General features: G+C 58.7%; 28 protein-coding genes. 21 read left to right on the forward strand and 7 right to left on the reverse strand.

Going from position 1 to position 25,108, the window contains the following annotated elements:
- The first annotated feature begins 190 nt into the window (after nt 1-190).
- From ACZ5A6_RS16075 to ACZ5A6_RS16100, 6 genes are all read left to right on the forward strand, one after another.
- A complete protein-coding gene (locus ACZ5A6_RS16075) occupies nt 191-1,054 on the forward strand; it encodes a peptidylprolyl isomerase (protein ID WP_013761725.1) in 864 nt (287 codons plus the stop codon).
- A 92-nt stretch (nt 1,055-1,146) separates the two neighbouring features.
- The gene (argJ, locus tag ACZ5A6_RS16080; protein ID WP_003511237.1) at nt 1,147-2,388 is read left to right on the forward strand and encodes a bifunctional glutamate N-acetyltransferase/amino-acid acetyltransferase ArgJ; all 1,242 of its coding nucleotides are present in this window, start codon (nt 1,147-1,149) and stop codon (nt 2,386-2,388) included.
- Nucleotides 2,389-2,406: 18 nt separating this feature from the next.
- Nucleotides 2,407-3,183 carry a GNAT family N-acetyltransferase gene (locus ACZ5A6_RS16085; protein WP_113472754.1) on the forward strand — a complete coding sequence of 259 codons (777 nt, stop codon included), beginning with the start codon at nt 2,407-2,409 and terminating at the stop codon, nt 3,181-3,183.
- Complete coding sequence (mutT, locus tag ACZ5A6_RS16090; RefSeq protein ID WP_003511235.1) at nt 3,180-3,593, forward strand: 8-oxo-dGTP diphosphatase MutT; 414 nt, start codon at nt 3,180-3,182, stop codon at nt 3,591-3,593. Before ACZ5A6_RS16085 ends, mutT begins: the two co-directional genes overlap by 4 nt.
- 162 nt (nt 3,594-3,755) lie before the next feature.
- Nucleotides 3,756-4,070: a hypothetical protein gene (locus ACZ5A6_RS16095; protein WP_003511234.1), complete on the forward strand. Its 315-nt coding sequence runs from the start codon at nt 3,756-3,758 to the stop codon at nt 4,068-4,070.
- A 94-nt stretch (nt 4,071-4,164) separates the two neighbouring features.
- Nucleotides 4,165-4,356, forward strand: a complete 192-nt coding sequence (locus ACZ5A6_RS16100; RefSeq protein ID WP_026330706.1) for a Flp family type IVb pilin — start codon at nt 4,165-4,167, stop codon at nt 4,354-4,356.
- A 17-nt stretch (nt 4,357-4,373) separates the two neighbouring features.
- Here the strand turns inward: ACZ5A6_RS16100 and ACZ5A6_RS16105 are convergent, their stop codons facing one another.
- Nucleotides 4,374-5,255 (reverse strand): methyltransferase domain-containing protein, encoded by an 882-nt coding sequence (locus ACZ5A6_RS16105; protein ID WP_111803509.1) that lies wholly within the window; start codon nt 5,253-5,255, stop codon nt 4,374-4,376.
- Nucleotides 5,256-5,399: 144 nt separating this feature from the next.
- Here ACZ5A6_RS16105 and ACZ5A6_RS16110 point away from each other — a divergent pair, with 144 nt between their 5' ends.
- Genes ACZ5A6_RS16110 through ACZ5A6_RS16125 form a run of 4 tightly spaced genes read left to right on the forward strand, consistent with a single transcriptional unit; the run spans nt 5,400 to nt 7,812 of the window.
- Nucleotides 5,400-6,191, forward strand: coding sequence for a ComF family protein (locus ACZ5A6_RS16110; protein WP_111803431.1), 792 nt, complete (start codon nt 5,400-5,402; stop codon nt 6,189-6,191).
- 60 nt (nt 6,192-6,251) lie between these two features.
- Nucleotides 6,252-6,506 (forward strand): glutaredoxin 3, encoded by a 255-nt coding sequence (gene grxC / locus ACZ5A6_RS16115; RefSeq protein ID WP_003511229.1) that lies wholly within the window; start codon nt 6,252-6,254, stop codon nt 6,504-6,506.
- A 29-nt stretch (nt 6,507-6,535) separates the two neighbouring features.
- Complete coding sequence (locus tag ACZ5A6_RS16120; protein ID WP_113472753.1) at nt 6,536-7,387, forward strand: carbon-nitrogen hydrolase family protein; 852 nt, start codon at nt 6,536-6,538, stop codon at nt 7,385-7,387.
- Entirely contained in the window at nt 7,384-7,812 is a 429-nt protein-coding gene (locus ACZ5A6_RS16125) for a DUF1178 family protein (RefSeq protein WP_464111151.1), read from the forward strand. Before ACZ5A6_RS16120 ends, ACZ5A6_RS16125 begins: the two co-directional genes overlap by 4 nt.
- A gap of 82 nt (nt 7,813-7,894) precedes the next feature.
- On the opposite strand, the gene ubiG is transcribed toward ACZ5A6_RS16125, so the two are convergent.
- Nucleotides 7,895-8,641, reverse strand: coding sequence for a bifunctional 2-polyprenyl-6-hydroxyphenol methylase/3-demethylubiquinol 3-O-methyltransferase UbiG (gene ubiG, locus ACZ5A6_RS16130; RefSeq protein WP_026330704.1), 747 nt, complete (start codon nt 8,639-8,641; stop codon nt 7,895-7,897).
- A gap of 39 nt (nt 8,642-8,680) precedes the next feature.
- On the opposite strand from ubiG, the gene ACZ5A6_RS16135 reads away from it, so the two are divergent.
- Together ACZ5A6_RS16135 and ACZ5A6_RS16140 are read left to right on the forward strand one after the other, a co-directional pair.
- The gene (locus ACZ5A6_RS16135) at nt 8,681-8,899 is read left to right on the forward strand and encodes a hypothetical protein (protein ID WP_127966124.1); all 219 of its coding nucleotides are present in this window, start codon (nt 8,681-8,683) and stop codon (nt 8,897-8,899) included.
- Complete coding sequence (locus ACZ5A6_RS16140) at nt 8,900-9,703, forward strand: SH3 domain-containing protein (RefSeq protein ID WP_003511225.1); 804 nt, start codon at nt 8,900-8,902, stop codon at nt 9,701-9,703.
- Between the two features lie 68 nt (nt 9,704-9,771).
- Here the strand turns inward: ACZ5A6_RS16140 and ACZ5A6_RS16145 are convergent, their stop codons facing one another.
- Nucleotides 9,772-10,023, reverse strand: coding sequence for a DUF2934 domain-containing protein (locus tag ACZ5A6_RS16145; RefSeq protein ID WP_003511224.1), 252 nt, complete (start codon nt 10,021-10,023; stop codon nt 9,772-9,774).
- A 281-nt stretch (nt 10,024-10,304) separates the two neighbouring features.
- Here ACZ5A6_RS16145 and ACZ5A6_RS16150 point away from each other — a divergent pair, with 281 nt between their 5' ends.
- From ACZ5A6_RS16150 to ACZ5A6_RS16170, 5 genes are all read left to right on the forward strand, one after another.
- Nucleotides 10,305-11,375 (forward strand): enoyl-CoA hydratase/isomerase family protein, encoded by a 1,071-nt coding sequence (locus tag ACZ5A6_RS16150; RefSeq protein WP_065659634.1) that lies wholly within the window; start codon nt 10,305-10,307, stop codon nt 11,373-11,375.
- 173 nt (nt 11,376-11,548) lie between these two features.
- Complete coding sequence (gene cysP, locus ACZ5A6_RS16155; protein WP_065659633.1) at nt 11,549-12,535, forward strand: thiosulfate ABC transporter substrate-binding protein CysP; 987 nt, start codon at nt 11,549-11,551, stop codon at nt 12,533-12,535.
- A gap of 54 nt (nt 12,536-12,589) precedes the next feature.
- Nucleotides 12,590-13,432, forward strand: coding sequence for a sulfate ABC transporter permease subunit CysT (gene cysT, locus ACZ5A6_RS16160; protein WP_013761717.1), 843 nt, complete (start codon nt 12,590-12,592; stop codon nt 13,430-13,432).
- A 3-nt stretch (nt 13,433-13,435) separates the two neighbouring features.
- Entirely contained in the window at nt 13,436-14,323 is an 888-nt protein-coding gene (gene cysW / locus ACZ5A6_RS16165) for a sulfate ABC transporter permease subunit CysW (RefSeq protein WP_003511217.1), read from the forward strand.
- A 5-nt stretch (nt 14,324-14,328) separates the two neighbouring features.
- Nucleotides 14,329-15,354, forward strand: a complete 1,026-nt coding sequence (locus ACZ5A6_RS16170; RefSeq protein ID WP_013761716.1) for a sulfate/molybdate ABC transporter ATP-binding protein — start codon at nt 14,329-14,331, stop codon at nt 15,352-15,354.
- Nucleotides 15,355-15,372: 18 nt separating this feature from the next.
- Here the strand turns inward: ACZ5A6_RS16170 and ACZ5A6_RS16175 are convergent, their stop codons facing one another.
- Together ACZ5A6_RS16175 and ACZ5A6_RS16180 are read right to left on the reverse strand one after the other, a co-directional pair.
- Nucleotides 15,373-16,470, reverse strand: coding sequence for a DNA alkylation repair protein (locus ACZ5A6_RS16175; RefSeq protein WP_464111152.1), 1,098 nt, complete (start codon nt 16,468-16,470; stop codon nt 15,373-15,375).
- Between the two features lie 332 nt (nt 16,471-16,802).
- On the reverse strand, nt 16,803-18,239 hold the full coding sequence (locus ACZ5A6_RS16180) for an NAD-dependent succinate-semialdehyde dehydrogenase (protein WP_464111153.1): 1,437 nt from the start codon (nt 18,237-18,239) through the stop codon (nt 16,803-16,805).
- Nucleotides 18,240-18,864: 625 nt separating this feature from the next.
- On the opposite strand from ACZ5A6_RS16180, the gene ACZ5A6_RS16185 reads away from it, so the two are divergent.
- From ACZ5A6_RS16185 to ACZ5A6_RS16200, 4 genes are all read left to right on the forward strand, one after another.
- Nucleotides 18,865-19,371: a putative pterin-binding protein gene (locus ACZ5A6_RS16185; protein WP_003511212.1), complete on the forward strand. Its 507-nt coding sequence runs from the start codon at nt 18,865-18,867 to the stop codon at nt 19,369-19,371.
- Nucleotides 19,372-19,380: 9 nt separating this feature from the next.
- A complete protein-coding gene (locus ACZ5A6_RS16190) occupies nt 19,381-21,315 on the forward strand; it encodes a putative bifunctional diguanylate cyclase/phosphodiesterase (protein WP_003511211.1) in 1,935 nt (644 codons plus the stop codon).
- Between the two features lie 164 nt (nt 21,316-21,479).
- On the forward strand, nt 21,480-22,175 hold the full coding sequence (locus tag ACZ5A6_RS16195) for an FkbM family methyltransferase (RefSeq protein WP_112391297.1): 696 nt from the start codon (nt 21,480-21,482) through the stop codon (nt 22,173-22,175).
- Between the two features lie 335 nt (nt 22,176-22,510).
- Nucleotides 22,511-23,347, forward strand: coding sequence for an alpha/beta fold hydrolase (locus ACZ5A6_RS16200; RefSeq protein ID WP_065659631.1), 837 nt, complete (start codon nt 22,511-22,513; stop codon nt 23,345-23,347).
- A gap of 55 nt (nt 23,348-23,402) precedes the next feature.
- Here ACZ5A6_RS16200 and ACZ5A6_RS16205 read toward each other — a convergent pair whose 3' ends face one another.
- On the reverse strand, nt 23,403-24,785 hold the full coding sequence (locus tag ACZ5A6_RS16205; protein ID WP_113472752.1) for an FGGY-family carbohydrate kinase: 1,383 nt from the start codon (nt 24,783-24,785) through the stop codon (nt 23,403-23,405).
- Nucleotides 24,782-25,105 (reverse strand): L-rhamnose mutarotase, encoded by a 324-nt coding sequence (gene rhaM / locus ACZ5A6_RS16210; RefSeq protein ID WP_003511206.1) that lies wholly within the window; start codon nt 25,103-25,105, stop codon nt 24,782-24,784. Before rhaM ends, ACZ5A6_RS16205 begins: the two co-directional genes overlap by 4 nt.
- Between the last annotated feature and the right edge of the window lie 3 nt (nt 25,106-25,108).

Below are 25,108 nucleotides of genomic sequence, written 5' to 3' on the forward strand. Positions count from 1 at the left end.
CGATTTCGGCAACAAATGACGGACTTCGCCCTTCAACGTATCTGGACGCGAGGTTGCGTGACAGATAAGAGGGGGGGCAAATGATGTCAACGGTTCTGCCCGTTACAGAATGGCCACAATCCGGTGTTTGGAAGTTTTTTCAGAGCCGGAAACCATGTCTGGAGCCGGCATTGTCCCCGAAAGGTTCAAAATGTTGCGCTATAATAAAATTGCGGCTGCGGTGATTGTGGCCACGCTCGGCCTCCAGTTTCCTGCCTTTGCACAGGAAGACAAGGTTGTCGCCAAGGTCGGCGATCTGGAAATCCACCAGTCCGAACTCGACCTTGCCATGGGCAATCTCGATCCGCAGCTCGCACAGCTTCCCGACGAGCAGAAAAAGGTCGCAGCCCTTTCCGGCGCGATCGACGTCAAGCTCCTCGTGAAGAATGCCAGCGCCGAAGGTCTGGAAAAGACCGAAGACTTCAAGAAGCGCATGGAGTTCATTCAGGACCGTGAGCTGCACAACGCCTATTTCCGCAAGCATGTGGTTGATGCTGTCACCAATGAAGAGGTGAAGGCGCGCTACGACAAGGAAGTTGCAGCCTTGCCGAAGGAAGAAGAAATCAAGGCAGCCCATATTCTGGTTGCAAGCGAAGACGAAGCCAAGGACGTCATCAAGCAGCTTGATGCGGGCAAGGATTTCGCAGCACTCGCCAAGGAAAAGTCGACCGACTCCAACAAGGATGATGGCGGCGATCTCGGCTGGTTCGGCAAGGGCCGCATGGTTCCGGAATTCGAAGAGGCCGCTTTCGGTCTCGAAAAGGGTGCCTACACCAAGACGCCTGTCAAGACGCAGTTCGGCTTCCACGTCATCAAGCTGGAAGACAAGCGCATCGCACCGCCGCCGGCTTTCGAGCAGGTCGAGCCGCAGGTTCGTCAGCTTGTCATGCGTGACAAGTACGTTGCCCTCATCGAGAAGGCAAAGGCTGACCAGAAGATCGAAATCATGGATGAGACGCTGAAGAAGGGCTACGACGAAGCCACGAAGGAACAGCAGGCACAGCCGCAGCAGTAATAAAACCGTGTTACGGGGCGGCCACAGGCCGCCCCGCTTCATCTCAGGCACTTTCAAATCTTCCCCGTTTCCAGAATCTCAGGCGCTTTCCCATGTCCGTTGCCGTTTCCCCGCTCGCTCCGAAATCCTATCCCGACATGCCCGCGCTGCGTGGTGTTCGCATGGCGACGGCTGCCGCCGGCATCAAGTACAAGAACCGGACCGACGTTCTGTTGATGGTGTTCGACAAGCCGGCAAGCGTGGCTGGCGTTTTCACGAAATCGAAATGCCCCTCGGCCCCCGTTGATTTCTGCCGCGCCAATCTCGGCGGCGGCGTGGCGCGCGCCGTGGTGGTCAATTCCGGTAACGCAAACGCCTTTACCGGCGTCAAAGGCAAGGCCGCGACCGAGTTGACGGCGAAATCCGCAGCCGCTGCCGTCGGCTGCTCTGAAAATGAAGTGTTTCTGGCATCGACCGGCGTAATCGGCGAACCGCTCGATGCCACCAAGTTTGCCGGGGTTCTGGGCGACATGCAGGGCATGGCTGAAGCCGATTTCTGGCAGGAAGCCGCCAAGGCAATCATGACGACCGACACTTATCCCAAGGTCGCGACCCGCACCGCTGAAATCGGCGGTGTCGTGGTCACCATAAACGGTATCGCCAAGGGTGCCGGCATGATCGCTCCCGATATGGCGACGATGCTTTCCTTCGTGGTGACAGATGCCGATATTGATCCGGCCGCGCTGCAATCGCTGCTTTCCGCCGGTGTCGGCCCGACCTTCAATTCCGTGACTGTTGACAGCGACACCTCCACCTCCGATACGCTGATGTTGTTTGCGACAGGTGCGGCGGCTGAGGACGGTCAGGTCAAGGTGACGCGCGCCGATGACGAGCGGCTTTCCTCCTTCCGCGCCGCCTTGAACGATCTCCTGAAAGATCTGGCCCTGCAGGTGGTTCGCGATGGCGAAGGCGCACGCAAGATGGTCGAAGTCACCGTTACCGGCGCGGAAAACGATGTCGCTGCCAAGAAGATCGCCCTTTCGATTGCCAATTCACCGCTGGTGAAGACTGCGGTTGCCGGCGAAGATGCTAATTGGGGTCGCGTCGTGATGGCTGTGGGCAAATCCGGTGAAATGGCCGACCGTGATCGCCTTGCCATCTGGTTCGGCGGCGTGCGCGTTGCCGTCAATGGCGAACGCGATCCGGATTATTCGGAAGCGGAGACCACCGCCGTGATGCGGCTGGAAGACATTCCGGTGAAGGTTGACATCGGTCTCGGTGAGGGCAAGGCCACCGTATGGACGTGCGACCTGACCAAGGAATATGTTGCGATCAACGGCGACTACCGGAGCTGACCGTTGGAGCCGAAGAGAATGCAGGACAATAAAATCGTCAATCTGCCGCTGGTTCGCCGTCTGGAAGCAGTCAGCTTTCGGGCATGGCCGGCCTCGTCGGTGATTTATGACGGTAGCTGGCAAATCCGCCTGACGGGGTCGCATCCATCCAAACGCATCAATTGCGTGGTGCCGCTCGATCCTTCCGATTATGGAAACTGCGCGGTGCGGCTGGAAAAGGCGCGCAAGCGCTTCGAGGATTTCGGCCGTCCGCTGGTGGTGCGCGAAACGACGCTGATGCCGCCGCAACTCAAGGATTTTCTGGTAACGGACGGCTGGTCGATGGTTGAGGAGGTCAAGGTCATGACGGCCGATCTCGCTGGCATGGAACTGCCGGAAACGCTGGTCAGCCTGCCGAGCCACGATATTGGCCGTTTTGTCGAGGCAAGCATCAAGGTCAGCGATGGCGACCCGACCCTGCGCCCGGCGATCGCTGAAATCCTCAGTTCGATCAAGCCGACCCTTGGCCTGTTCATCAACGAAGAAGCAGGGGGCAGCGCACTTGCCACCGTTATCTGCGTGCAGGATAACGATCTTGCCGGCATTCTTTCCCTCGATGTCGAGAAGTCGCAGCGGAAAAAGGGCCTCGGCACGCAGCTGCTGGCGTCAGCACTGCGCTGGGCCCGCATCAGCGGCGCCAAAAGCGCCTGGTTGCAGGTCGTCTCCACAAATGCGCCGGCGATTGCACTTTATGAAAAATTCGGCTTCACCGAGGCCTATTCTTATCGCTACTGGCGCAAGGCTGGTGAAGAATGAGCGAAGCGGGCAAAAAAATCCTGCTGGTTGCCGCCTGCGCCCTTCTTGATCAGGACGGCCGTATTCTTCTGGCGCAACGACCTGAGGGCAAGTCGCTCGCCGGCCTGTGGGAATTTCCAGGCGGCAAGGTGGAACAAGGCGAAACACCGGAGGAGACCCTCGTCCGCGAGCTGGACGAGGAGCTGGGTATCAAGACCAAGATAGCCTGCCTCGCGCCGCTGACGTTCGCCAGCCATACCTACGAGACTTTTCACCTGCTGATGCCGCTTTACGTGTGCCGTCGTTATGAAGGCATGGCCCATGGGCGCGAAGGACAGGCAATTAAATGGGTAAAGCCGCAGGCTCTGCGTGATTATCCGATGCCGCCGGCCGACGAGCCGCTCATCCCCTTCCTTCAGGATTTGCTTTAAAGCGACCTACCTGGCGGGTTCGATCCCCTCGCGCAGCCTGTTGAAAACATCCCATAACTCCGCTTTACCGTGCCAAAACGAGGCTGTGTTAACAGATCGTTCAGCACCCTCTGGCAGATTGTTAAGCTAAAGAAGCGGTAAACTGCGCGTATGAGGTTGGCTATGAACGAGGATTTCTGGAAGACGGTGGAAGGTCGTCAGTCTTACTCCAACAAATCCCGTCGCACCGGCGTTCTTAATGTCGCGCTGCTTTTCGGGACGGCTGTGATTGCTCTTTCCCTGATCGTCACCCCCATGCTTGCCGGAAAATCATCAACGCGCGTCGCGCAGTTCTCCGACAATTACGACATGATAAGCACCGGCTCCATCAAGAAGACCGATGCTGGCAAGACCTATTCCATCCGCCGCAGCATAACCCAGCCGATGCCCGAGATGCCCTGTGTCGTGACGGGCTATAGCAGCGAGAGCGGTTGCTGATCGTTTACCATCATCGGTAACGGATTACTCATGCCCGTGGCATAGTATAAATTCGATTTTAGCAATATATAATGCCGGTTAGCGTAAGCACCGGATGGCGGATGGAGAATATCCCGTGCTGCATTGTTTTATTCGTTTCTTTAAAGACGAAAACGGCGCGACCGCAGTCGAATACGGCCTGATCGTCGGCGTTATTTCCGCCGCCATCATCGGTGGCGGAACCACCATCGGCAGCACCATCAATGCTGTATTCCAGTTCCTCGCCGATACTTTTGCCAACATCTGAGGCCTGCGCTACGCCTATCAGGAAAGCTTGACTTCGGTCGTCTTCAGGGCATCGGCAAGGCGCATTTTGGCGGAACCAGGTTTCAGCGGTTTCTGCTGGCTCTCGTGCGGTGCCCAGCCTGAGACATAGATGATGGAAAACGTGGCTCTGATCCGCCCGTCCGGATCGGAATAACGTTCGGCGTAAAGCTCCGCTGCCCGCAGGAAAAAAGCGCGGTTGAGCGGTTTTCTGCTGCGGCTTGCCAGCGGATTGGCCATGCCCATGGCGCGCAGATCGCGCATCAGGGGAAAAATCGAGTCGTAACGCACCGTATAAGTTTCCGCGTCGGTGACGGGAAGCGCAAAACCGGCACGCTGCAACAGTGCGCCAACATCGCGCACGTCGGCAAAGGGAATGACGCGCGGGCTGGCGCCGCCGGTCAACTCGGCTTCTGCCGTCAACAGCACATCGCGCAGTTCCTGCAATGTGCCGCTGCCGGGGATGGCTCCGAGAAACAGCCCGTCCGGCTTTAGCGCCCGCCTTATCTGGATCAACGCACCGGGGGTGTCGTTGGTGAGGTGGAGGGCAAGCGGGGAAACAATGAGATTGGCGGAGGCTTCTTCGAGCGGCAGATGCTCCATGGAGGCCACCTGCGGCACATTCCCATCCGTCGCAAAGGAGGTATCCGTCTCGATACGACGGATAGCATCCACCTTGCCCGTCTCAGTCACACGCCGGGCGGTGATGCCCGTCCCGCCGTGCAGTTCGATTGCGGTCTCGAAACGGCGCTCGACGATGGCGAGCCTGTCGGCAAACTCGTCGGCGGCCATGTCGAGAAGAAACAGGGCCTTGTCGTCACGCCGGTTCCACGCCCGGCGGCGATTTTGTTCGATCAGGGCCTGGTCAAAGAGAATATCCATCGTCGTGCCTGCTCGGCCTGTAGCGCCTTTGGGATCGGCGGGCCGCATCGTTGCTGTCATGCCGCTTCGGGCATTGTTTTTCCGGTCAGAGGCCGAAACATATCTCTCTCGCAAAGGCACCCGTTCGGCGCTAAAGTCAACCTCATGGGCGCTGGTGAAGATCTGTTTTCGGGATTGCTGTCGAAGTCCGCGACGGTGTCGGTGGCGGCACGCAGCGTGTTGCACTCGGCCTTTCGCATGGTCTATCCGCCCACTTGCGCAGGGTGTTCCCGCATGACCGGCGGCGAGGGTGCCCTGTGTGCTGATTGCTGGCGGGATGTGGCCTTTATCGATCGGCCTTTTTGTGAGGTTCTGGGCATTCCCTTCGCCCGGGATCACGGCGCGGGCACTGTAAGCGCACAAGCCATCGCCGACCCACCGCCTTTCGACCGTCTGCGTGCTGTTGCCAGCCATGAGGGAACCGCGCGTAAACTCGTACACCGGCTGAAATATCAGGACCGGACCGATCTTGCGCGTTTCATGGCGCTGTGGATGCTGCGGGCAAGCGACGGAACGGTTGATAGGTGCGACTGTATCGTGCCGGTTCCGCTGCATCGCCACCGCTTCTGGCGTCGCCGTTTCAACCAGTCCGCTGAGCTCGCACGGCATCTGGCAAAAGCCACCGGCAAACCGCTGCTTGCCGGCACGCTGTTGCGCGTGAAGCCGACCGAGCGGCAGGTGGGGCTTTCAGCGCTTGCCCGGCAGGACAATGTGCGGGGTGCTTTTGCAATAGCGCCCGGCCGAAAAACCGATGTTTATGGCAAGCGAGTGGTGCTGGTGGATGATGTTTATACCACTGGTGCAACGGTGGGCGCGGCAAGTCGCGTCTTGCGGAAGGCGGGTGCTACGGATGTGACCGTTTTGACCTTTGCAATGGCCATTTCCGGCCCTATATGAAGCCTGAATGAAACGAGGATATCGTGCGTTTCAGCACACGTTTGCGAGGCTTCGAAATACATGGCACCGGTAACGATCTATACACGGGATTTTTGTGGTTATTGCGCGCGCGCCAAGGCGTTGCTGGACAGCAAGGGCGTCGATTACGCCGAATATAACGCGACGACGACGCCGGAGTACCGGCAGGAAATGATCGAGAAATCCGGCGGAACCACCTTCCCGCAAATCTTCATCAACGGCCAGCATATCGGCGGTTGCGACGATCTGCATGCACTGGAGCGTGCTGGCAAACTCGACGTTATGCTGGCCGCTTAATCGGCTCGATTTTCGATACGGAGGACGTGATGATTTTCAAGGCTGCCGCCATTCAGATGCGCTCGGGTGTCGATGCGGTGAAAAACGCCGCCGATATGGAGCGCCTGGTACGTGTTGCTGCGGCTGCGGGAGCTGTCTATGTTCAGACGCCGGAAATGACCGGCGCTCTCCAGAAGGACAGGCAGGCGCTTCGCGCCCAGCTGCGTGACGACGATGGCGATATCATCGTTGCGACCGCCGCGCGGCTGGCACGCGAACTCGGCATCCATGTCCATGTCGGCTCGACAGCGATTGCCCGCCCGGATGGCAAGATTGCCAATCGCGGTTTTCTGTTTGCGCCTGACGGTTCGCGTATCTGCAGCTATGACAAGATCCATATGTTCGATGTCGATCTCGACAATGGCGAAAGCTGGCGCGAAAGTGCGGCTTACGAACCCGGCGCTGTCGCTCGCGTTGCCGAACTGCCGCTGGGGAAATTCGGCTTTGCGATCTGCTACGATGTGCGCTTCCCGCAGCTTTTCCGGGCGGAGGCACTCGCCGGCGCCGAGGTTCTGACGGTTCCGGCCGCCTTTACCCGCCAGACGGGTGAAGCCCACTGGGAAATTCTGCTGCGTGCCCGCGCCATTGAAAACGGCGCTTTCGTCATTGCCGCCGCACAAGCCGGCCTGCATGAGGACGGGCGGGTCACGTTCGGCCATTCCATCATCATCGACCCCTGGGGCAAGGTGCTGGCAATGGCCGGTGGCGCCGGGGAAGAGATCATTTTCGCAGAGATCGACACGTCTCTCGTAGCTGCCGCGCGCGGAAAAATCCCGAATCTGCGCAATGCCCGCGAGTTCGGACTGGACACGGTTCTTCCTGCTGGAGGTGAGGCGGCGTGATCCGTTATGCGCTGGCCTGTGAAAAGGGCCATGAGTTCGAAGGCTGGTTTTCCGGGAGCGACGATTTCGATAATCAGTTGCAGCGCGGCTTCTTGTCCTGCCCGATGTGCAATTCTCCGCAGGTTTCCAAACTTCTGATGGCGCCTTCGGTCTCCACCGCCCGCAAAAAAGACGAACGTCAGTCGCTCGCCATGGACACGGCCAGAAAAGAGGCTATCGCAAAAATCCGCGAGGCGGTCGCCAATATCCGCGCGAATGCGGAAGACGTCGGCGATAACTTCCCCGAAGAAGCCCGCAAGATCCACTATGGCGAGGCCGACGAACGCGGCATCATCGGCCACGCGTCTGCCCAGGACGCGAAGGCCTTGATTGACGAGGGCATCGAGATTGCACCGTTGCCAGTGCTGCCCGATGATGTGAATTGAGTTTGCCTACGATTTTGATGACGTCTACCACTTGGGGTGACGTCATCCGTCGTTCATGACCGGAGAATTGGGTGCGCTAGCTTTACGCGGGTCTTTTCGCCAGCATCATGTAGTTGACTTCCATGTCCGGCGAGAGGTTCCAGCGGTCCTGCAATACGTTGTAGAAGACGCCGGTACGGTGGACGATATCCATGCCGCTGGCCACCAGCGGCCGTTCAAGCTCATCCGGGCGAACCAGCTTCTCATATTGGTGGGTGCCGCGCGGCAGCCAGCGCAATACGTTTTCGGCGGCGAAGATCGCAAGCGCGCGGGCTTTCAGCGTGCGGTTGATGGTGGCGGCGAACATCAGCCCGCCGGGACGCACCATTTTCGCGCAGGTGGTGACGAAGAGATCGACATTGGCCACATGCTCGACAACTTCCATGTTGAGGACGACGTCGAAGGTTTCGCCCGCCTCCAGCAACTGTTCGGCGGTCACGGCGCGGTAGTCGACGCTGACACCGCTTTCACGGGCGTGGGTGGAGGCGATGCCGATATTCTTTTCTGAAGGGTCGGCGCCCACCACGTCCGCGCCCATGCGCGCCACGGGTTCGGAAAGCAGGCCGCCGCCGCAGCCGATATCTAGCACACGCAGCCCTTCAAGCGGGCGGTGCGCCTTCGGGTCGCGGCCGAAATTATCGCAGATGCGGTTGCGGATATATTCAAGCCGCACCGGGTTGAATTTGTGCAGCGGCCGGAACTTGCCCGTCGGGCTCCACCATTCCGCAGCCATCGCGGAGAAGCGATCCACTTCGCTCTGGTCGACGGTCGTCTGTGCGGTTTCGCTCATGGTTCTGCTCCATATTGCTGTTGCATTGAAGTCGGATGATTGATCCCCGAAGTCAAGACCGGCGGCACATTCCGGCGGCAAATTCCCGGGTGCTTCATTGCCGCAGGTGGAACTGAAACGGGCTGCGATTTGTTTCATGCTGCGTTCATGGAACGCGGCGTATTTTCCAGCCATGGCAGTATGTGGAACGCATGCTCGTCCATCGAAATTGGTGGACGCCGACAAGGGCAAAGCGGGCTTTTGCTTGAGGAGAAGTAAGTGAAGAAAAAACTGTTTGGCGCAATTGCGCTGGTGGCCATGCTCGCCGCGCCGGCTCTTGCCGAAGCTGCGACTCGCGGCTTTGCCACCGCGAATGTGAATATGCGCTCCGGTCCGAGCACAGCCTATCCGGCCGTGGTCGTGATCCCGGTCGGCGCACCATTGACGGTACATGGCTGCCTGTCCGATACGCCGTGGTGCGACGTCTCTTTCGTCAGCGGTCGTGGTTGGGTCGCCGGTCGTTACATCCAGACGACGTTCAGGCAGAACCGGGTCTACGTTGAACCGCGTTATTACCGCGATCTCGGCGTTCCCGTGATCACCTTCGAAGCCGGTCGTTATTGGGACCGTTATTATCGTGACCGTGACTTCTACCGCGAGCGTGACCGCTGGCGTCGTCCGCCGCCATCAGGCGGTTACTGGAATGCTGCGCCTCCGCCGCCGCGCGGTGACTGGGAACGCCCGCGTCCGCGCGACGAATGGCGTGATGGCCGCCGGGATGAATGGCGCGATCCGCGTCAGGGCGGTGGACCGAATGACGGCCGCTGGGAGCGCCGTTATGGCGACTGGAACCAGGGTGACAGAAACCGGGGCGACGGAAACCAGGACAGGCCGCGTCGAGATGGTGACCGTCCTCGGTTCGAGGAAGAAAACCGCGACCGCAATCGCGATCGCCAGCCAAATCAGGACGAAGGCCAGCGTCGTCCGGAGCGCCGCCAGTGGGATGATCCACGCCGCGCCCCCGCCTCGGAAAACTTTCAGGGCGGTTGCCGGGTCGGTGATCCCGGTTGCGATCCGCGATAAACAGACAAAGCCCGGCGAGATTTCGTCGGGCTTTTCATTTGCCGGTTCAAATTATCACGAGAGTACTTTTATTTCGCGGTTGCTGCCTTGCGTGCACGGGCCTTGGGTTTTGCGGGGGCTTCTGCCTCCGGCTCCGCAGCAGCGGTCTTCGGCGCTGCTTTCTTGCGCTGGGCAGGCTTTGTCGCCTCCGATGTCTTCAGCAGCGAAAATTCATGCTTTGCCTGTTCCCAATGGTCCGCGTCACGGCCATGTGGATGGCCTTCCTTTTCCCAAAGTGTATAGGCCCGTTTGCTGATCCACTCTTGTTCCGAAACCTGCATGCTCGTCTCCCGTTGCTGTTGACAACGCCTTTGACAAGGCGACATTCCGCTTGGTCCGGCACACGCTCGACAGGAATCAATGCCGGCATTTCAAACTCCATTACATGCCATGATTTTCCGGGCGTCAAGCAAACATGCTGCATTGCGAAAGCGGATTTCAGGCATTTTACGCGGGTGAAAGCGGTTTGAGCGAAAGACGTTCCTGAAGGACAAGATCAACGTTGCGTGATCGCGCCCGGACCTCCAAGATGGGCTGGTGAACGGTAGCGGAGGAGGCGACCTTGGAAGTTGCAACGGAAGCGGAGACGCAGGTCGTCATCGAGAGACGGGTAGGGGCGGGCATCATCCACCTGAACCGTCCGAAAGCCATCAACAGCCTGACGCTGCCGATGGTTCGTGCCATGCTCCAGGCGCTTCACCGTTTCGAGGATGACCCTGACGTTTCCTGCGTGGTGTTGACAGGAGAAGGCGACAGGGGGCTCTGTGCGGGGGGTGACGTTCGCATCATTCACGATCTCGGCAAAGCGGGCGATCCGCAGGTGCTGGATTTCTGGCGCGAAGAGTTTCCGCTGAATTATCACATTGCCCGCTTTGGTAAACCTTATGTCGCGTTGATGGACGGCATCGTCATGGGTGGCGGCGTCGGCATTTCCGCCCATGCCAGCCACCGCATCGTCACCGAGCGGACGAAGCTTGCCATGCCGGAAACCGGTATCGGCTATTTCCCTGACGTCGGCGGTTCCTGGCTTTTGCCCAGAGCGCCGGGCGAATGCGGCACCTGGTTGGGGCTGACAGGCAATGCGGTCACTGCTGCCGATGCGATCTACGCCGGTTTTGCCGATTATTTCGTCCCTTCTGCGCGCCTTACAGATTTGGTGGAGAATCTATCACAAGCGCTCGATCCTGATGGTGTCGAGGCGGTAGTCGGCACTTATGCCGTCGAAGCTGGTGAGGGCGTCCTGTCGGAACACCGTGAGATCATCGACGCGGCATTCCGTTTCGACACCGTCGAGGAGATTTTCGCAGCACTTTCGGAGCGTGACGATACGTTTTCGCGCGACAGTCTGGAAATTCTCAAAAAACGCTCCCCTACCAGTCTCAAACTAACCCTGAAGCTGCTGCGCCTGGGGCGGGAAAGCGCCAGCCTCATCGAATGCCTCGAACGGGAATTTGCCGCCGGCACGGAGATATTGCGGGGCCATGATTTTTATGAGGGCGTGCGTGCGGCCCTGGTCGACAAGGACCGCAATCCGCGCTGGCGACCGGCACAGCTGGAGGATGTGCGTGAAGAAGACCTTCTGCCATATTTTACCAAACATTCCGGTAATCTCTTTCCCGAGCACCGCCTATAGATTGCTCAACGCAAAAGAAATCCGGCTTGCGGACATATATGAAATCATCGCCTTTTGAATTGCTGTTGCTTGGGTGAAATTTCTAATACGCTTCTGCTTAACGCACGGCTGTTGCTCGCAGGCGTTGTCGCCCCCCGTTATGTTGACGACCATTCGATTTTCCGGGGGTATTCATGAAACGTCTTCTCATCATCGGCACTGCCATTGCCGCTCTCTTTGCAGGTGCGGCGCAGGCGCAGTCTCCGACCACCATTCTCAACGCCTCCTACGATGTTGCCCGTGAGGTTTTCGCAGCCGAGAACGAGGCTTTCATCAAGCTGCATCCGGGTATCACGGTTGATCAGTCGCACGCCGGCACCTCCAAGCAGGCGCGTGCCATCGTTGAGGGTCTGGAAGCTGATGTCGTCACCTTCAACCAGGTAACGGATGTCGATTTTCTGGTGAAGCAGGGTTTCGTTTCCGCCGACTGGCAGAAGGATTTCGCAAACGACGCCTCGCCGTTCTATTCCTTCCCTTCCTTCCTCGTGCGTGCCGGTAATCCCAAGCACATCAAGGACTGGGACGATCTTGCCCGTGACGACGTGAAGGTGGTTTTCCCCAATCCGAAGACCTCGGGTAACGCCCGTTACACCTATCTTGCCGCCACGGCCTATGCCAAGGAGAAGTTCAACGGCGACGAGAAGAAGGTTCAGGAATTCGTCAAGAAAATCTTCGACAACACCCCTGTTTTCGACACCGGAGGCCGCGCCGCCACCACCACCTTCGTGGAACGTGAAATCGGCGACGTGCTGATCACCTTCGAAGCCGAGACCCGCGGCATTGCCAAGCAATATGGCGCCGACAAGGTTGAGGGCGTGGTGCCTTCCGTCAGCCTGCTCGCCGAATTCCCGGTCGCCGTGGTGGACAAGGTGGTCGACAAGCGCGGCTCGCGCGATCTGGCGAAGAGCTACCTCGATTTCCTCTACACCGAAGAGGGCCAGCGCATTGCTGCCGAATTCGGCCATCGCGTTCACAACGAAAAGGTTGTCGGCGAGTTCAAGGACAAGTTCCCGGCCATTCGCCTCGTCAACGTCAATGACGTTTTCGGCGGCTGGAATAAAATCCAGAAAGAGCATTTTGCGTCCGGCGCGACGCTTGATACGCTCTACGGCAGCCGTTAATCACGACGATATGCAACAGGTAAAAGACCCGGCGGGAAACTGCCGGGTCGCTTTATGATGAAATGGGGGCGGGGTTTGAAGCGGAATGTTCTGCCGGGGCTTAAATTGTCCCTCGGCGTTACCCTCACTTACGTCGCCATCATCGTGCTTCTGCCGCTCTCGGCGCTGGTGTTCAAGGCGGCGAGCCTCGGGCCAGCCGAATATTGGGCCATTATCTCTTCGCCGCGCGCTGTTGCGAGCTATCGCGTCACGGTGCTCTGCGCTCTCGCCGCGACCTTGTTCAACGTCGTTTTCGGACTGGCGCTCGCCTGGGTGCTGACGCGTTACCGCTTTCCCGGCTGGCGCCTTGTCGATGCAATTGTCGATCTGCCTTTTGCGCTTCCCACCGCCGTTGCCGGCATTGCGCTGACGACGCTGTTTGCGGGTAACGGCTGGTTCGGCTCGGTGCTTGCGCAATTCGGCATCAAGGTTGCCTATACGCCGCTCGGCATCATGGTGGCGATGGCCTTTACCAGTCTACCCTTCATCGTGCGCACCGTGCAGCCGGTGCTCGAAGACCTCGATCCGGCATTGGAGGAGGCGGCGCAATCGCTCGGCGGTTCCGATCTCGAAATCTTCCGCAAGGTCATCCTGCCGCTTCTGACGCCAGCTCTGCTGGCCGGTCTCTCGCTCTCTTTCGCGCGCAGCCTCGGTGAGTTCGGCGCCATCATCTTCATTGCCGGCAACCAGCCGTTTTCAACGGAAATTACGGCACTGCTGATCTTCATCCGGCTGGAGGAATATGATTATCAGGCCGCCGCCGCCATCGCCTCCGTGCTGCTCATCGCGGCCTTCGTGATGCTGGCGGTGACCAATTACCTGCAGGCGCGTGCGCTTCGTTATACGGTGAGGAGCTGAGACATGAGCGCCATTTCCTCGCATCGCAAGCCACCGCGCGTCGGTGACGCGCCCTGGGTTCGTCGTAGCCTGATCGCTTTTGTGCTCGTCATCGGCGCGTTCCTGGTTGTCGCTCCTCTGACCATCATCGGGGTCGAGGCTTTTTCGCAGGGCTGGAAGGTTTACTCAGCCACCATCACCCACCCCGATACCCGCCACGCCATCATGCTGACGGTGCTGACGGCGCTGATTGCGGTGCCGATCAACACGGCCTTCGGCGTCGCGGCCGCATGGGCGATCACCAAATTCGATTTTCCCGGCCGGCGCTTCCTGCTGGTGCTTATCGAGATACCCTTCTCCATCTCGCCGATCGTCGCCGGTGTCGCCTATCTCTTCGTTTACGGGCTGCAGGGGCTGTTTGGGCCGTTCCTCGATGCGCACAATATCAAGATACTCTTTGCACTACCCGGCATCGTCATCGCGTCGATGTTCGTCACGGCACCCTTTGTGGCGCGCGAGCTGATCCCATTGATGCAGGCGCAGGGCCGCGATCTGGAGGAGGCGGCCACCTCGCTTGGCGCATCCGGCTGGCGCACCTTCTTTTCGGTGACGCTACCGAATATCAAATGGGCACTGCTCTACGGCGTCGTTCTGTGCAACGCCCGCGTCATGGGTGAATTTGGCGCGGTGTCGGTCGTGTCAGGCAATATTCGCGGCCAGACCAACACGCTGCCGCTGCATATCGAGCTGCTCTACCATGATTACCAGACGGCCGGCGCCTTTGCGTCGGCCTCCATCCTCGCTCTGCTCGCCGTCGTCACCATCATCGCCAAGGTGGCGCTGGAAGGGCGTGGTGCGGGGCGCGGGGCCAAGAAGACCAGCGGCGGTGCCGCCATCGCCACGGAGACCTGATTCCCATGAAAATCCGCCTCGAAAATGTGGTGAAGACCTTCGATACATTCCGCGCGGTGCGCGATGTCTCGCTCGATATTGAAAGTGGCGAGCTTCTGGCGCTGCTCGGCCCCTCGGGTTCAGGCAAAACCACGATTTTGCGCATGGTCGCGGGTCTCGAATATAGCGATGGCGGCCGCATCTTTTTTGGAGACGAAGACGCCACCAATATTCCGGTGCGCGATCGCGGCGTCGGTTTCGTGTTCCAGCACTACGCACTTTTTCCGCATATGACGCTGCATGAAAACATCGCGTTCGGCATGAAGGTGTCGAAGGTGAAGCGCGACAAAGCCGCGATCGATGCGCGGGTCGGGGAACTGTTGAACCTGGTCAAGCTTGACGGTCTGGGCGACCGGTTCCCGGCGCAGATTTCCGGTGGGCAGCGGCAGCGTGTGGCTCTGGCCCGTGCGCTTTCGGTCGATCCCAAAGTGCTTCTACTGGATGAGCCCTTCGGCGCGCTGGATGCCAATGTGCGCCGCGACCTGCGCCGCTGGCTGCGTGAAATTCACGGCGCGCTGGGCATTACCACGATTTTCGTGACGCATGATCAGGAAGAGGCACTGGATCTCGCTGACCGCGTCGTCATCCTCAATCAGGGCGAGATCGTGCAACAGGGCACGCCGAAGGAAGTCTGCCGCCAGCCGAACAGCGCCTTCGTCATGCGCTTTCTCGGCGATGCCAACCGTGTGTCCGGCGTGGCGCGCGGCGGCAAGGTCTATGTCGGTGACAACGAACTACCTTTCTCCTACGGTCAGGCGGATGGCGCCGTCGAGATTTATGCCCGTCCGTCCGACCTGGAATGGGAAGATCTGCACGAGGGCATTCCAGCCTCGGTTTCGCGGGTTCTCGACCGGGCAGGCGAGCGGCGGGTGATCGCCAGCACAGATGGCGGCGATCTCCTGGAATTCGACGTGCCGCCGGAAAATGATGTCGCGGCAGGCGATCGCGGTTCCGTCATCATCCGCCGTGCGAAGATTTTCCCGGCGGCTTGAGGGACGCTCTCGCCAGCCTCATATCAGCAGTTCGAAAGAGGCCTCGGCCGCCAGCCTGCCATTGACCATCAGGTCAACCTTGTGAACACCCGCATAGTGCTTGCGGGTGGTGAAATCGCGCATGGCGCGGCTTATCGAGAGCGCGCATGTTTCGCCCGGCTGCAACTCGATTTCTTTCCACTTGAAGACTTTCGCGGAGGCGTCACCGCTCTTTTTCACGTAATGCACGGCATAATCGATCACCAGCTTCTGCGGGCTTTCTGCCGTCGAGGTGAAAGAAGCTGAAATCCGCACCGGATTACCAAGAGCGACCTTTTCAGGAGAAACCTGAAACGCCGAAAGCGCAATCTGAGCCTCCTTATGGGCGCCGAAATGGGCGAGTGCGGCAGCGTCGCCTTTCTTGACCAGAGTGCGCAAGGCCTGCCGCACGATCCAGCGTGTATGCGGGTTTTCCTTCGGCCATGTGTCGATGAGTGCCAGCACGAAAGCGGGATTGTCCTTGGTGATGTCGTTCAGATGATTGGCGACGGATTTGCGCACGTAAAGCGCCTCGTCAGCTTTCATGGCATCAAGGATCGCGGTGACCGGTGAGGGATCATCGATCAGGGCTTTGAGCTGGAACGACCAAGGCAGGCGCGGCCGGCAGCCTTCGCTCGCCAGCCTTCGCACATGCTCGTTGTCATGTCGCGACCATGTTTCCATCACGGCAAGTGTTCGGGCCAGATCCCTTTGCAGGAAATGGCGGATGGCAAATTCCGAGGAGCCGAAACGGGTGAAATATTGCAGCGCCTGTATGGAAAGATCAAAATCGTCGAGACCGTAAAGCGCCACATATTCCGGCAGCGAAATGGATGCGAAACCGTTGCCTATCCCGGGTGCTGCGACTGTCAGAATTTCGATGTTGCGGGCATAGTCGCCGGGAAGCGTGGCGTGCAGGCTGGTTGCCACCTGCCGCATGCGCTGCATGATGCCCAGCGCTTCGAGATTTGTCGTGGCAAGCGCCATGAAGCCGGGAACATCGAAAGGCGCATGAACGGCTTTGGTCTGATCGGCGATGTGTCGCAGTTTTTCGTGGTTGAAGATTTCCTTCAACGCGGGTGCCGCTGTCTCGCTCATAGGGCCTCTCTAAGTTCACTTTTTGTTCTTTTAGGGCATGATGAGGACGGAGGCAAGGGAAGGCGGTACTACCGAAGAAAAGACATAGCAGATCTTGCTTCTTCACAGATTGACGAAGGTCTTTCACTCCGTCATTCCGGGCTTGATCCGGCATCCGGCATCCGGCATCCGGCCACTGGGCGCCTGCGCGGTGAATAGTCTTTTGCGGTCAATGACTTGATCGCGCTGGACCCCGGATCTAGTCCGGAGTGACGATGCGTGGAGATTCCGAGTTCGCCAAATTCAGGTTCAGGGCGGATATTGTCATCCGCCCTGAGCTTGCATCCAAAGCTTCAGCTCATCTGGCTGACGAATTTCGTCTCCAGATAGGCTTGAACCGCCTCCGAACCGCCCTCCGTGCCATAACCGGAATCCTTGACGCCGCCGAAGGGGACTTCGGGAAGCGCAAGGCCGTTGTGGTTGATGGTCAGCATGCCCGCCTCGACCTGGTGGCCGAGCGCATGCGCTGTCTTGACCGAGCTGGTAAAGGCGTAGGAGGCAAGGCCGAAAGGCAGGCGGTTCGCTTCGTTGATGGCATCATCGAATGTCGAGAAGCGGTTGATGATGGCGACGGGACCGAAGGGCTCGTCGTTCATGATCTTGGCTGTCACGGGCACGTTGGCGAGCACCGTGGGCTCGAAGAAATTGCCCTTGTTGCCGATGCGGCGGCCACCGGTCTTCAGTTCCGCGCCATGGGAAACGGCGTCGTTGATGAGACCTTCCAGCGCTGGGATGCGGCGCTCATTGGCGAGCGGCCCCATGACGACACCTTCTTTCAGGCCGTTGCCGACCTTGATCGCCTTCGTGGCTTCCACGAAACCTTCAAGGAAGCGATCCGCCACACCCTCCTGCACGAGGAAGCGGGTGGGAGCGACGCAGACCTGACCGGCATTGCGGAACTTGGCAAGCGAGGTCACCTCGATCGCTTTTTCGATATCGGCATCGTCAAAGATCATCACTGGCGCATGACCGCCGAGTTCCATCGTGGCGCGCTTCATGTGCTTGCCGGCAAGGGCTGCCAGATGTTTGCCGATCGGCGTGGAGCCGGTGAAGGAAATCTTGCGGATGACCGGATGCGGGATCAGATATTCCGAAATCTCGGATGGCACGCCGTAAACGAGACCGATGACACCCGCCGGCACGCCCGCATCCACAAACGCTCGAATCAGTTCCGCCGGCGATGCCGGTGTTTCTTCCGGGGCCTTGACGATGATGGAGCAGCCCGTGGCAAGGGCAGCCGAAAGCTTGCGGACGATCTGGTTGATCGGGAAGTTCCATGGCGTAAACGCCGCGACGGGACCAACCGGCAGCTTGATGGCAAGCTGGGAAACGCCGGTTGCGCGCGCCGGGATGACCTGGCCGTAGGTGCGACGTGCTTCTTCGGCGAACCAGTCGATGGTATCGGCGGCGCCCATGATTTCGGTTGCCGATTGCGACAGCGGCTTGCCCTGCTCGCGGGTCATTATATAGGCGATCTTGTCCTTGCGCTCGCGCAGGATATCGGCTGCCCTGCGCATGATCTTGGAACGCTCGAAAGGCGAGGTGTCGCGCCAGACCTTGAAGCCACGCTCGGCGGCGGCAAGTGCCAGATCGAGGTCCGCCTTTTCGGCATGAGCGATCGCGCCGATGATTTCGTCGGTCGCAGGGTCGGATACGGCGATCGTCTTGCCGGAAACGGCGTCTCGCCATTCGCCATCAATGAGAAGTTTGATGTCGGGATAGGTGTGCATAGGGACTACCTTCATGATGCGGCCGATACGGCAGGGTGCCGTCCAGCCCGGAGACGTGAACAGAATTTTCCTGACCGGAATATATCCGGTATCGCCGCTTGCGCTGCGCGGAACGGGCGTCTGGGCATTTCCGGCAAGAGGAAGCTGAAAATGCCGGAAACGGAAATGACAGCTCTTATATTAAGTTGCGTACGGTATGTTTCAACCGTTCGCTCTGGCAATCGCCATGATTTTTCTGTGATGCGAAACTTGTCTCTCGGCTTTCCTGCCTGACAGGCAGGCGGATGCCGAACGCGCATTGGTCTTGTCCGATACGCGCGAATCATGTGTTGCTGTTGTTAAGCAATCACGCATATGCCGCAATTTGGCCTTTGTCGCACCAGACGGATTGATACGAAGACGTAACTTGTAGTGTTGCTTGCGTCATAACAGGGCGTGAAGTGTAAAAAAGTACAATAAGACGGAAAAATTATCCAAACGGTTTACTCAAAACCTAGAGAAAATACGGATAAAATCTCACTAAGGATATAACATTCATTCCTGATATATATTGCGAGCGTCGGTTCCCTTGACCCTCAGAGGTTGGCGAAAACCCCTCGACCTGAACGCTAGATGGAGAAAGAGTATGAGTTTCGCCCGGGTACTTCTCAGTGCGTTTCTGTCGCTCATGTGGCTTTCCTGTGCCGAGGCCGGGACAATCGCCAAGCCGCAAGGCAAGCCGATATTGACCATCTCCGGAAACATCACCAACACCAATGCCGATGGCGCTGCGGTATTCGATCGCGACATGCTGGAGGGATTGGGCATGGTGACGGTGGAGACCACGACGCCCTGGCACGATGGCCGCGTTCGTTTTGACGGCGTGTCACTGGCAAAGTTGATGGATCTCGTCGGTGCAAAAGGCACCAGCGTAACGGCAGTTGCACTCAACGATTATGTGAGCACCATACCGGTTGAGGATTTTAAGAAATTTAACGTTATCCTCGCGATCAAGCTGGATGGCAACTACATGACAGTTCGCGAAAAGGGTCCGCTGTTTGTCATCTATCCCTATGATAGCGACCCGGAATTGCAGAAGCAGACCTATTATTCGCGGTCCGCATGGCAAGTTGCCAAATTGATAGTGGAATAAAGGTGCCGTTTGCGAAAACTTGTGGCGGTGATCATCTGTTGCTTCGTCCTGGCAACGGGCTATATCGCTTTCGTCATTGCCGAGCGTCAGACCGCTCTGCAGAAATTTGCCCGCTATAACGATTCGTGGGCGGTCAGTCAGACCGTGGCGGAGTATCTCCGCCTTCAGAACAAATTGGCCGTTTTTGCGCTCAGTCCCGGTGTCATAGACCGGGACGAATTGCAGCTGCGCATGGACATCATGCTAAGCCGCCTGGAGCTCTTGAAGCAGGGTAACCTCGGCGCTTTCATCAATGAAAAACAGCAATGGCGGGATCTCGTAACCCGCCTTGACGCGGTTCTGGCCCGCCTGGAACAGCAGATGAACACCCTGGAGCCAAGGGATGTTCCGGATCTGCTCTCCGAGATGAGCTCGCTCGATGCGCCGATGACGACGCTGGCTTCGTCGTCGGTCGCCTATGACGTCAATCTGATCGATACGGCCCATGAAGACGTGCGCAAGCTGCATATCGTCTACACCGCGCTTGCGGGCGGGTTAATCCTGTGCGGCATCGCGCTGGTGATATTGCTGCTTCGTCAGAACGATCTGTTGAACCGCGCGCAGAAAAGCATGCGCGGGCTGACGGACGACCTGCGCGCCGCCACGCTTGAATTGCAGGCCAAGAACGTCCGGCTTGAGCATGATGCCTATCATGATGCGCTGACGGGCCTTCCGAACCGCTCGCTGTTCCGGCAGGAACTTATCGAGCGGTTGCGCCGCTCTTTCGGCGGCAATGGAACGACGGCCATTCTTCTGCTTGATCTCGATGGGTTCAAGGACGTCAACGACACGCTTGGCCACGATTCGGGCGACGCCTTGCTTCAGGCCGTGGCACAGCGCCTTTCGGGGATCGGCGGTGATTACGACATGGTTTGCCGCCTTGGCGGCGATGAATTCGCTGTCGTGTCCGATGATCTCAATGAGGACACGGCGCGCCGTCTCGCCTCCAAGCTTATCGAGCAGATCAGCCGGACCTACCAGCTCGGCGAGCAGGAGGTGAAAATCGGCACCTGCATCGGCATCGCCATATCGCATGGTACCGTCGATGCGGATGAATTGTTCAAGCGCGCGGATCTGGCGCTTTATGAAGCCAAGGCCATCGGCCCTGGCCGGGCGAGTGTTTTCAAGGTCCGCATGCAAAAGCAGCTGACCGAAAAGAAATCCTTCGAGGCCGATCTGCAGACGGCGCTGCAGAACGACGAGATGGAGGTCTATTACCAGCCGCAGGTGGCGACGCAGACCCGCAAGCTTTGTGGCTTCGAGGCACTTTTGCGCTGGAAACATCCAGTGCGCGGCGATGTTCCGCCCAGCGTGTTCATTCCCGTTGCGGAACGAACCGGCCTTATCCATTCGCTCGGAAAATGGGTGATGGAGACTGCCTGCCGCGAGGCGATGCGATGGGATGAGGACATGAAGGTGGCGGTCAATCTCTCGCCGGTTCAGTTCCACAGTACCAACCTCATTCAGAACGTGATGGGTGCCCTTGATAAAAGCGGGCTGGAGCCGAGCCGGCTCGAGCTTGAGATCACCGAATCGATCCTGCTGAACAAGAGCGACCAGACGATCAACACGCTGACGCGGCTGAAGGCCGTCGGCATCCAGATCGCCATGGACGATTTCGGCACCGGTTACTCCTCGCTTGCGAATTTGCGCGGCGTGCCGTTCGACAAGATCAAGATCGACCGGTCATTCCTGCGCGATATCACCAGCGACCGCGACGCGCTGGCGATCGTCGAATTCGTGGTCGGCGTCGGGCGCAGCCTCCGAATGACCACCATCGCCGAAGGCATCGAGACGGAGGAGCAATATGAGCTGGTCAAACGTCTGGGATGCGATCTGGTACAGGGCTATCTGATCAGCAGGCCGTTGCCGGCCAAGGAGCTTGTGGCCTGGAGTTCCGTTTGAACGGGTTTGCTTTCGAACAGGGCAAGCCATGTTAAATTTCAGTGGGATACATCATTGACGGCGAAAACCAGTACCGGTTGTCGCACCGATACTGTAGAGCATTCGCGGTCTATGCGGGATCGTTCTTTTGACGAGACCGGGTTTTGAGAAAGGGCTTGGGAAATATGGAAATTCTGGATGTGCATGGAGTAGCCCTGCCTCTTTCTTCCGATGAGGTATCGCCCGTCATATGGCAGGCGCTGACCGACGGCAGCTATGAGGCGAAAGAGGCCCGCAGCGTCCTGAAAGCCATCAAGCCCGGCGACCGCGTATTGGAACTGGGGTCCGGCATCGGCATCATAACCTCGATCATTGCCGGTATTCAGGATGTTTCCGTTTGGGCATTCGAGGCCAATCCGTCCACAGCGGCACTGGCGGAACGGGTGATCAAGGCAAATTGCCGTGGCAATGTCGTGTTTTCCCAAGGACTTCTCACGGCCGACGAGCCGCGTACCTATCCATTCTATGTCCGCAAGGATCTCTGGATGTCGTCCATGGACGAAAATCAGGGTCCTTATGAAAGGCGCATCGAAATCTCGTCCGAGAATATCGATGCGTTTGTCGCCAGCCGGGGCATCACGGCGCTCGTGATGGATATCGAGGGCGCGGAACGCGATCTGCTCGGCAATGCCGAGCTTGCTGGCGTGGAGCGGATATTCGTCGAGCTGCACGATCACCTTTATGGCCTCGAAGGTGTTCGCGACATCATGCAGGCACTGACCGCCAAGGGATACGCCTATGATCCGCGCGGTTCACGCGGCCCTTGCGTGTTGTTTTCCAAGGACGTCAGCCCGAGGGAATACGATCCCGACGTGGATTGAGAGTTCGAACAACTTAGCGAGTTTCGTTTCCGGCGGTGTGCAGTCGCGACCGCGCCCTTCCGCCGTTGATTACAATTTAAAACGCAACTTATCCGGTTGGTTATTTCAATCCGTTTGCATCTTCTGTCGCAACTTTTCGGTCGCGGTGCCGTTTAGCGCCGGTACCGGGGCGTAAGACAGCGGGCGGCACGGCCATTATTGCCAGATCAGCAATTCATTCAGAATTATTGTTGCAATTGTTGCGGATGTTTTCCTGCGTCATCATCCCTCCATCAAACCGGCGCACAACATAGATCGCACCGGAAGATGCCAACGCAACCGAAGGAGAAACGATCATGGGCTTTGTTAAGACGACAGATGGAACAGACATCTTCTACAAGGACTGGGGCCCGAAGGATGCTCAGCCCATCGTGTTTCACCACGGCTGGCCACTCAGCTCCGACGACTGGGATGGACAGATGCTGTTTTTCCTCTCGAAAGGGTATCGTGTCGTCGCCCATGATCGCCGTGGTCACGGCCGCTCCGCGCAGGTTTCCGAAGGTCACGATATGGACCATTATGCCGCAGACGCCTTTGCCGTTGCGGAAGCGCTGGACTTGAAAAACGCCGTGCATATCGGCCATTCCACCGGCGGTGGCGAAGTGGCGCGTTATGTTGCCAGACACGGTGAACCCGCAGGCCGCGTCGCGAAGGCCGTTCTGGTTTCCGCCGTGCCGCCGCTGATGCTCAAGACCGAGGCCAACCCCGAGGGCCTGCCGATGGAGGTTTTTGACGGCTTCCGTTCAGCACTTGCCGCAAACCGCGCGCAGTTCTTCCGCGATGTGCCCTCCGGCCCGTTCTACGGCTTCAACCGCGATGGAGCGACCGTTCAGGAAGGCGTGATCCAGAACTGGTGGCGGCAGGGTATGATGGGCAGTGCCAAGGCGCATTACGATGGCATCAAGGCATTCTCGGAAACCGACCAGACCGAAGACCTGAAGGCCATCAGCGTGCCTACACTCGTGCTGCACGGTGAAGATGACCAGATCGTGCCGATTGCGGACTCTGCGCTGAAATCGGTGAAGCTCCTGAAAAACGGTACGCTGAAGACCTATCCCGGCTTCTCGCACGGCATGCTGACCATCAATGCAGACGTGCTCAACGCCGATCTCCTGGCCTTCATCAAGGCTTGATCCTTTTGCAAAACGGAATGCGGCTGGATACCCGGCCGCATTTTGTCGTCCTGCGTCAAGCCAGACGGGCCTGCCATTCGCTGCGATAGGCGGGAAGCCCTGCAATGGCATCGGGAGCGAAATGGCGCTCGCGACCGGCAAGTGGTTTGATACCGGTGAGGAGTGCTGCCCCGGCACTGGTGCCTGTGGAACCGCTGACGGCGATGACCTCAGTTTCGGCAAAACCTGCCAGCGCCTTGAGATAAAGCGCATTGCTGGCGAATGGCCCTTCGACCAGTATCGGGCCTTTCTGCCCGATGAGCGATAGGCTGAACTCCGTCATCAGGGCGAGATAAAGCGCCGCTGCCGCGTGCCGTTCAGCAACAGTGGCATTGTCGTCGGCAATCCAGCGCGCTGTTTTGCCGGGGAAGGGGCCGGAACCGCTGACGACGCTGGGCAACAGCATCATGCCTCTGGTGAGCACGCCGCCGAGAGCGGCTTCGGTTTCTTCGTCCGGAGCAGGCCCGAATTGGTGCGTCAGCATTTCATATTCCCTGCCGCCCATGAAGCGGGAGGAGGGAACGGGACGCCCGAGGGCATCGACATTCAAAAGCGTATCACGGGCGGGATCCAGCGTCTCCGCCGTACCGCCGATGGCGAAATTCACCACCCAGGTGCCGGTGGAGACGACCGAAAAATCACCCTGCCGCCGCAGCAGATGCGGCAGCAGCGAGGCGTTGGAATCATGGATGCCGCAATAGACCGATATATCCGCCGAAAGCCCGGTTTCCAGCGCCACCGATTCGCGGACTGGCCCGAGTACATCGAAGGCGGAGCGCACCGGCGCCATCAATTGCGCAATGCCCAAGCGCTCGACCAGCGATGAAAACGCCTTCAGCCGCGGATTCCACAAATCCGTATGGCAACCGAGCGAGGTCGTCTCGGTGGCCTGAACGCCGGTCAGCCGCCCTGCCCAATATTGCGCGTAGGTGACGATGCTGCGCACCCCAGCGAATTCCTGCGGAAAGGCGGTTTTCTGGAAATGGATTTGTGCGCCAAGGTTCAATCCGGCTGGAAGCGAGGGCGAGCCGGTTTCAGCAAAATCTGGCCTGATGCGGAGATAGGCTTCCGCAACGCTTGCGGGGTAGCTGTGCTCGTAATCCAGCACAGGCATGGCAAGATCGCCGTTTTCGTCAAGAAGTGCGGCAGACGCGCCATGGGTAGTGATGGAAATCGCGTCGAAACCCGGCTCTTCCGCGAACCGCCGCAGAGAGGCGAGAATGAAGCTCCAGAGCATCTCCACATCGTAATGCGGATAGATGCCGTCACGAAGGACAGGGTTGGAACGTCTGTCACCGGTTATCTCTTCGCCGCTTCGGGTGTCGATGACAACGACCTTGGCATTGGTCTTGCCTATATCGATGACCGCGACGCGGCGTGGCTTTGTCATGTCATTCATGGCAGGTGGAACACCGTCACAAGGTCAGTCGCGACAGGCGAATTATCGGGGTTGCTTTCCATGATGTCAGCCATATGCGCCCACCATTTCTTCATCACGGGATGCTCGGGCAATGCTGCCATGCCGTGGTTCTTCGGGCGGGTCAGCACGCCGAACAGGATGTCGGTTTCCGGGTCGAGGTGGATTGAATAGTCGCTCACACCCGCTTCGTGCAGTAGAGCAACCAGTTCCGGCCATATCTCGTCATGGCGCCGTCTATATTCGGCTTGCTTGCCGGCGAAGAGTTTCATCTTGAAAGCGTGTTTTTCTAATTCCGGCATGGC

The sequence above is a fragment of the Agrobacterium sp. 6Ca8 genome (assembly GCF_055382765.1).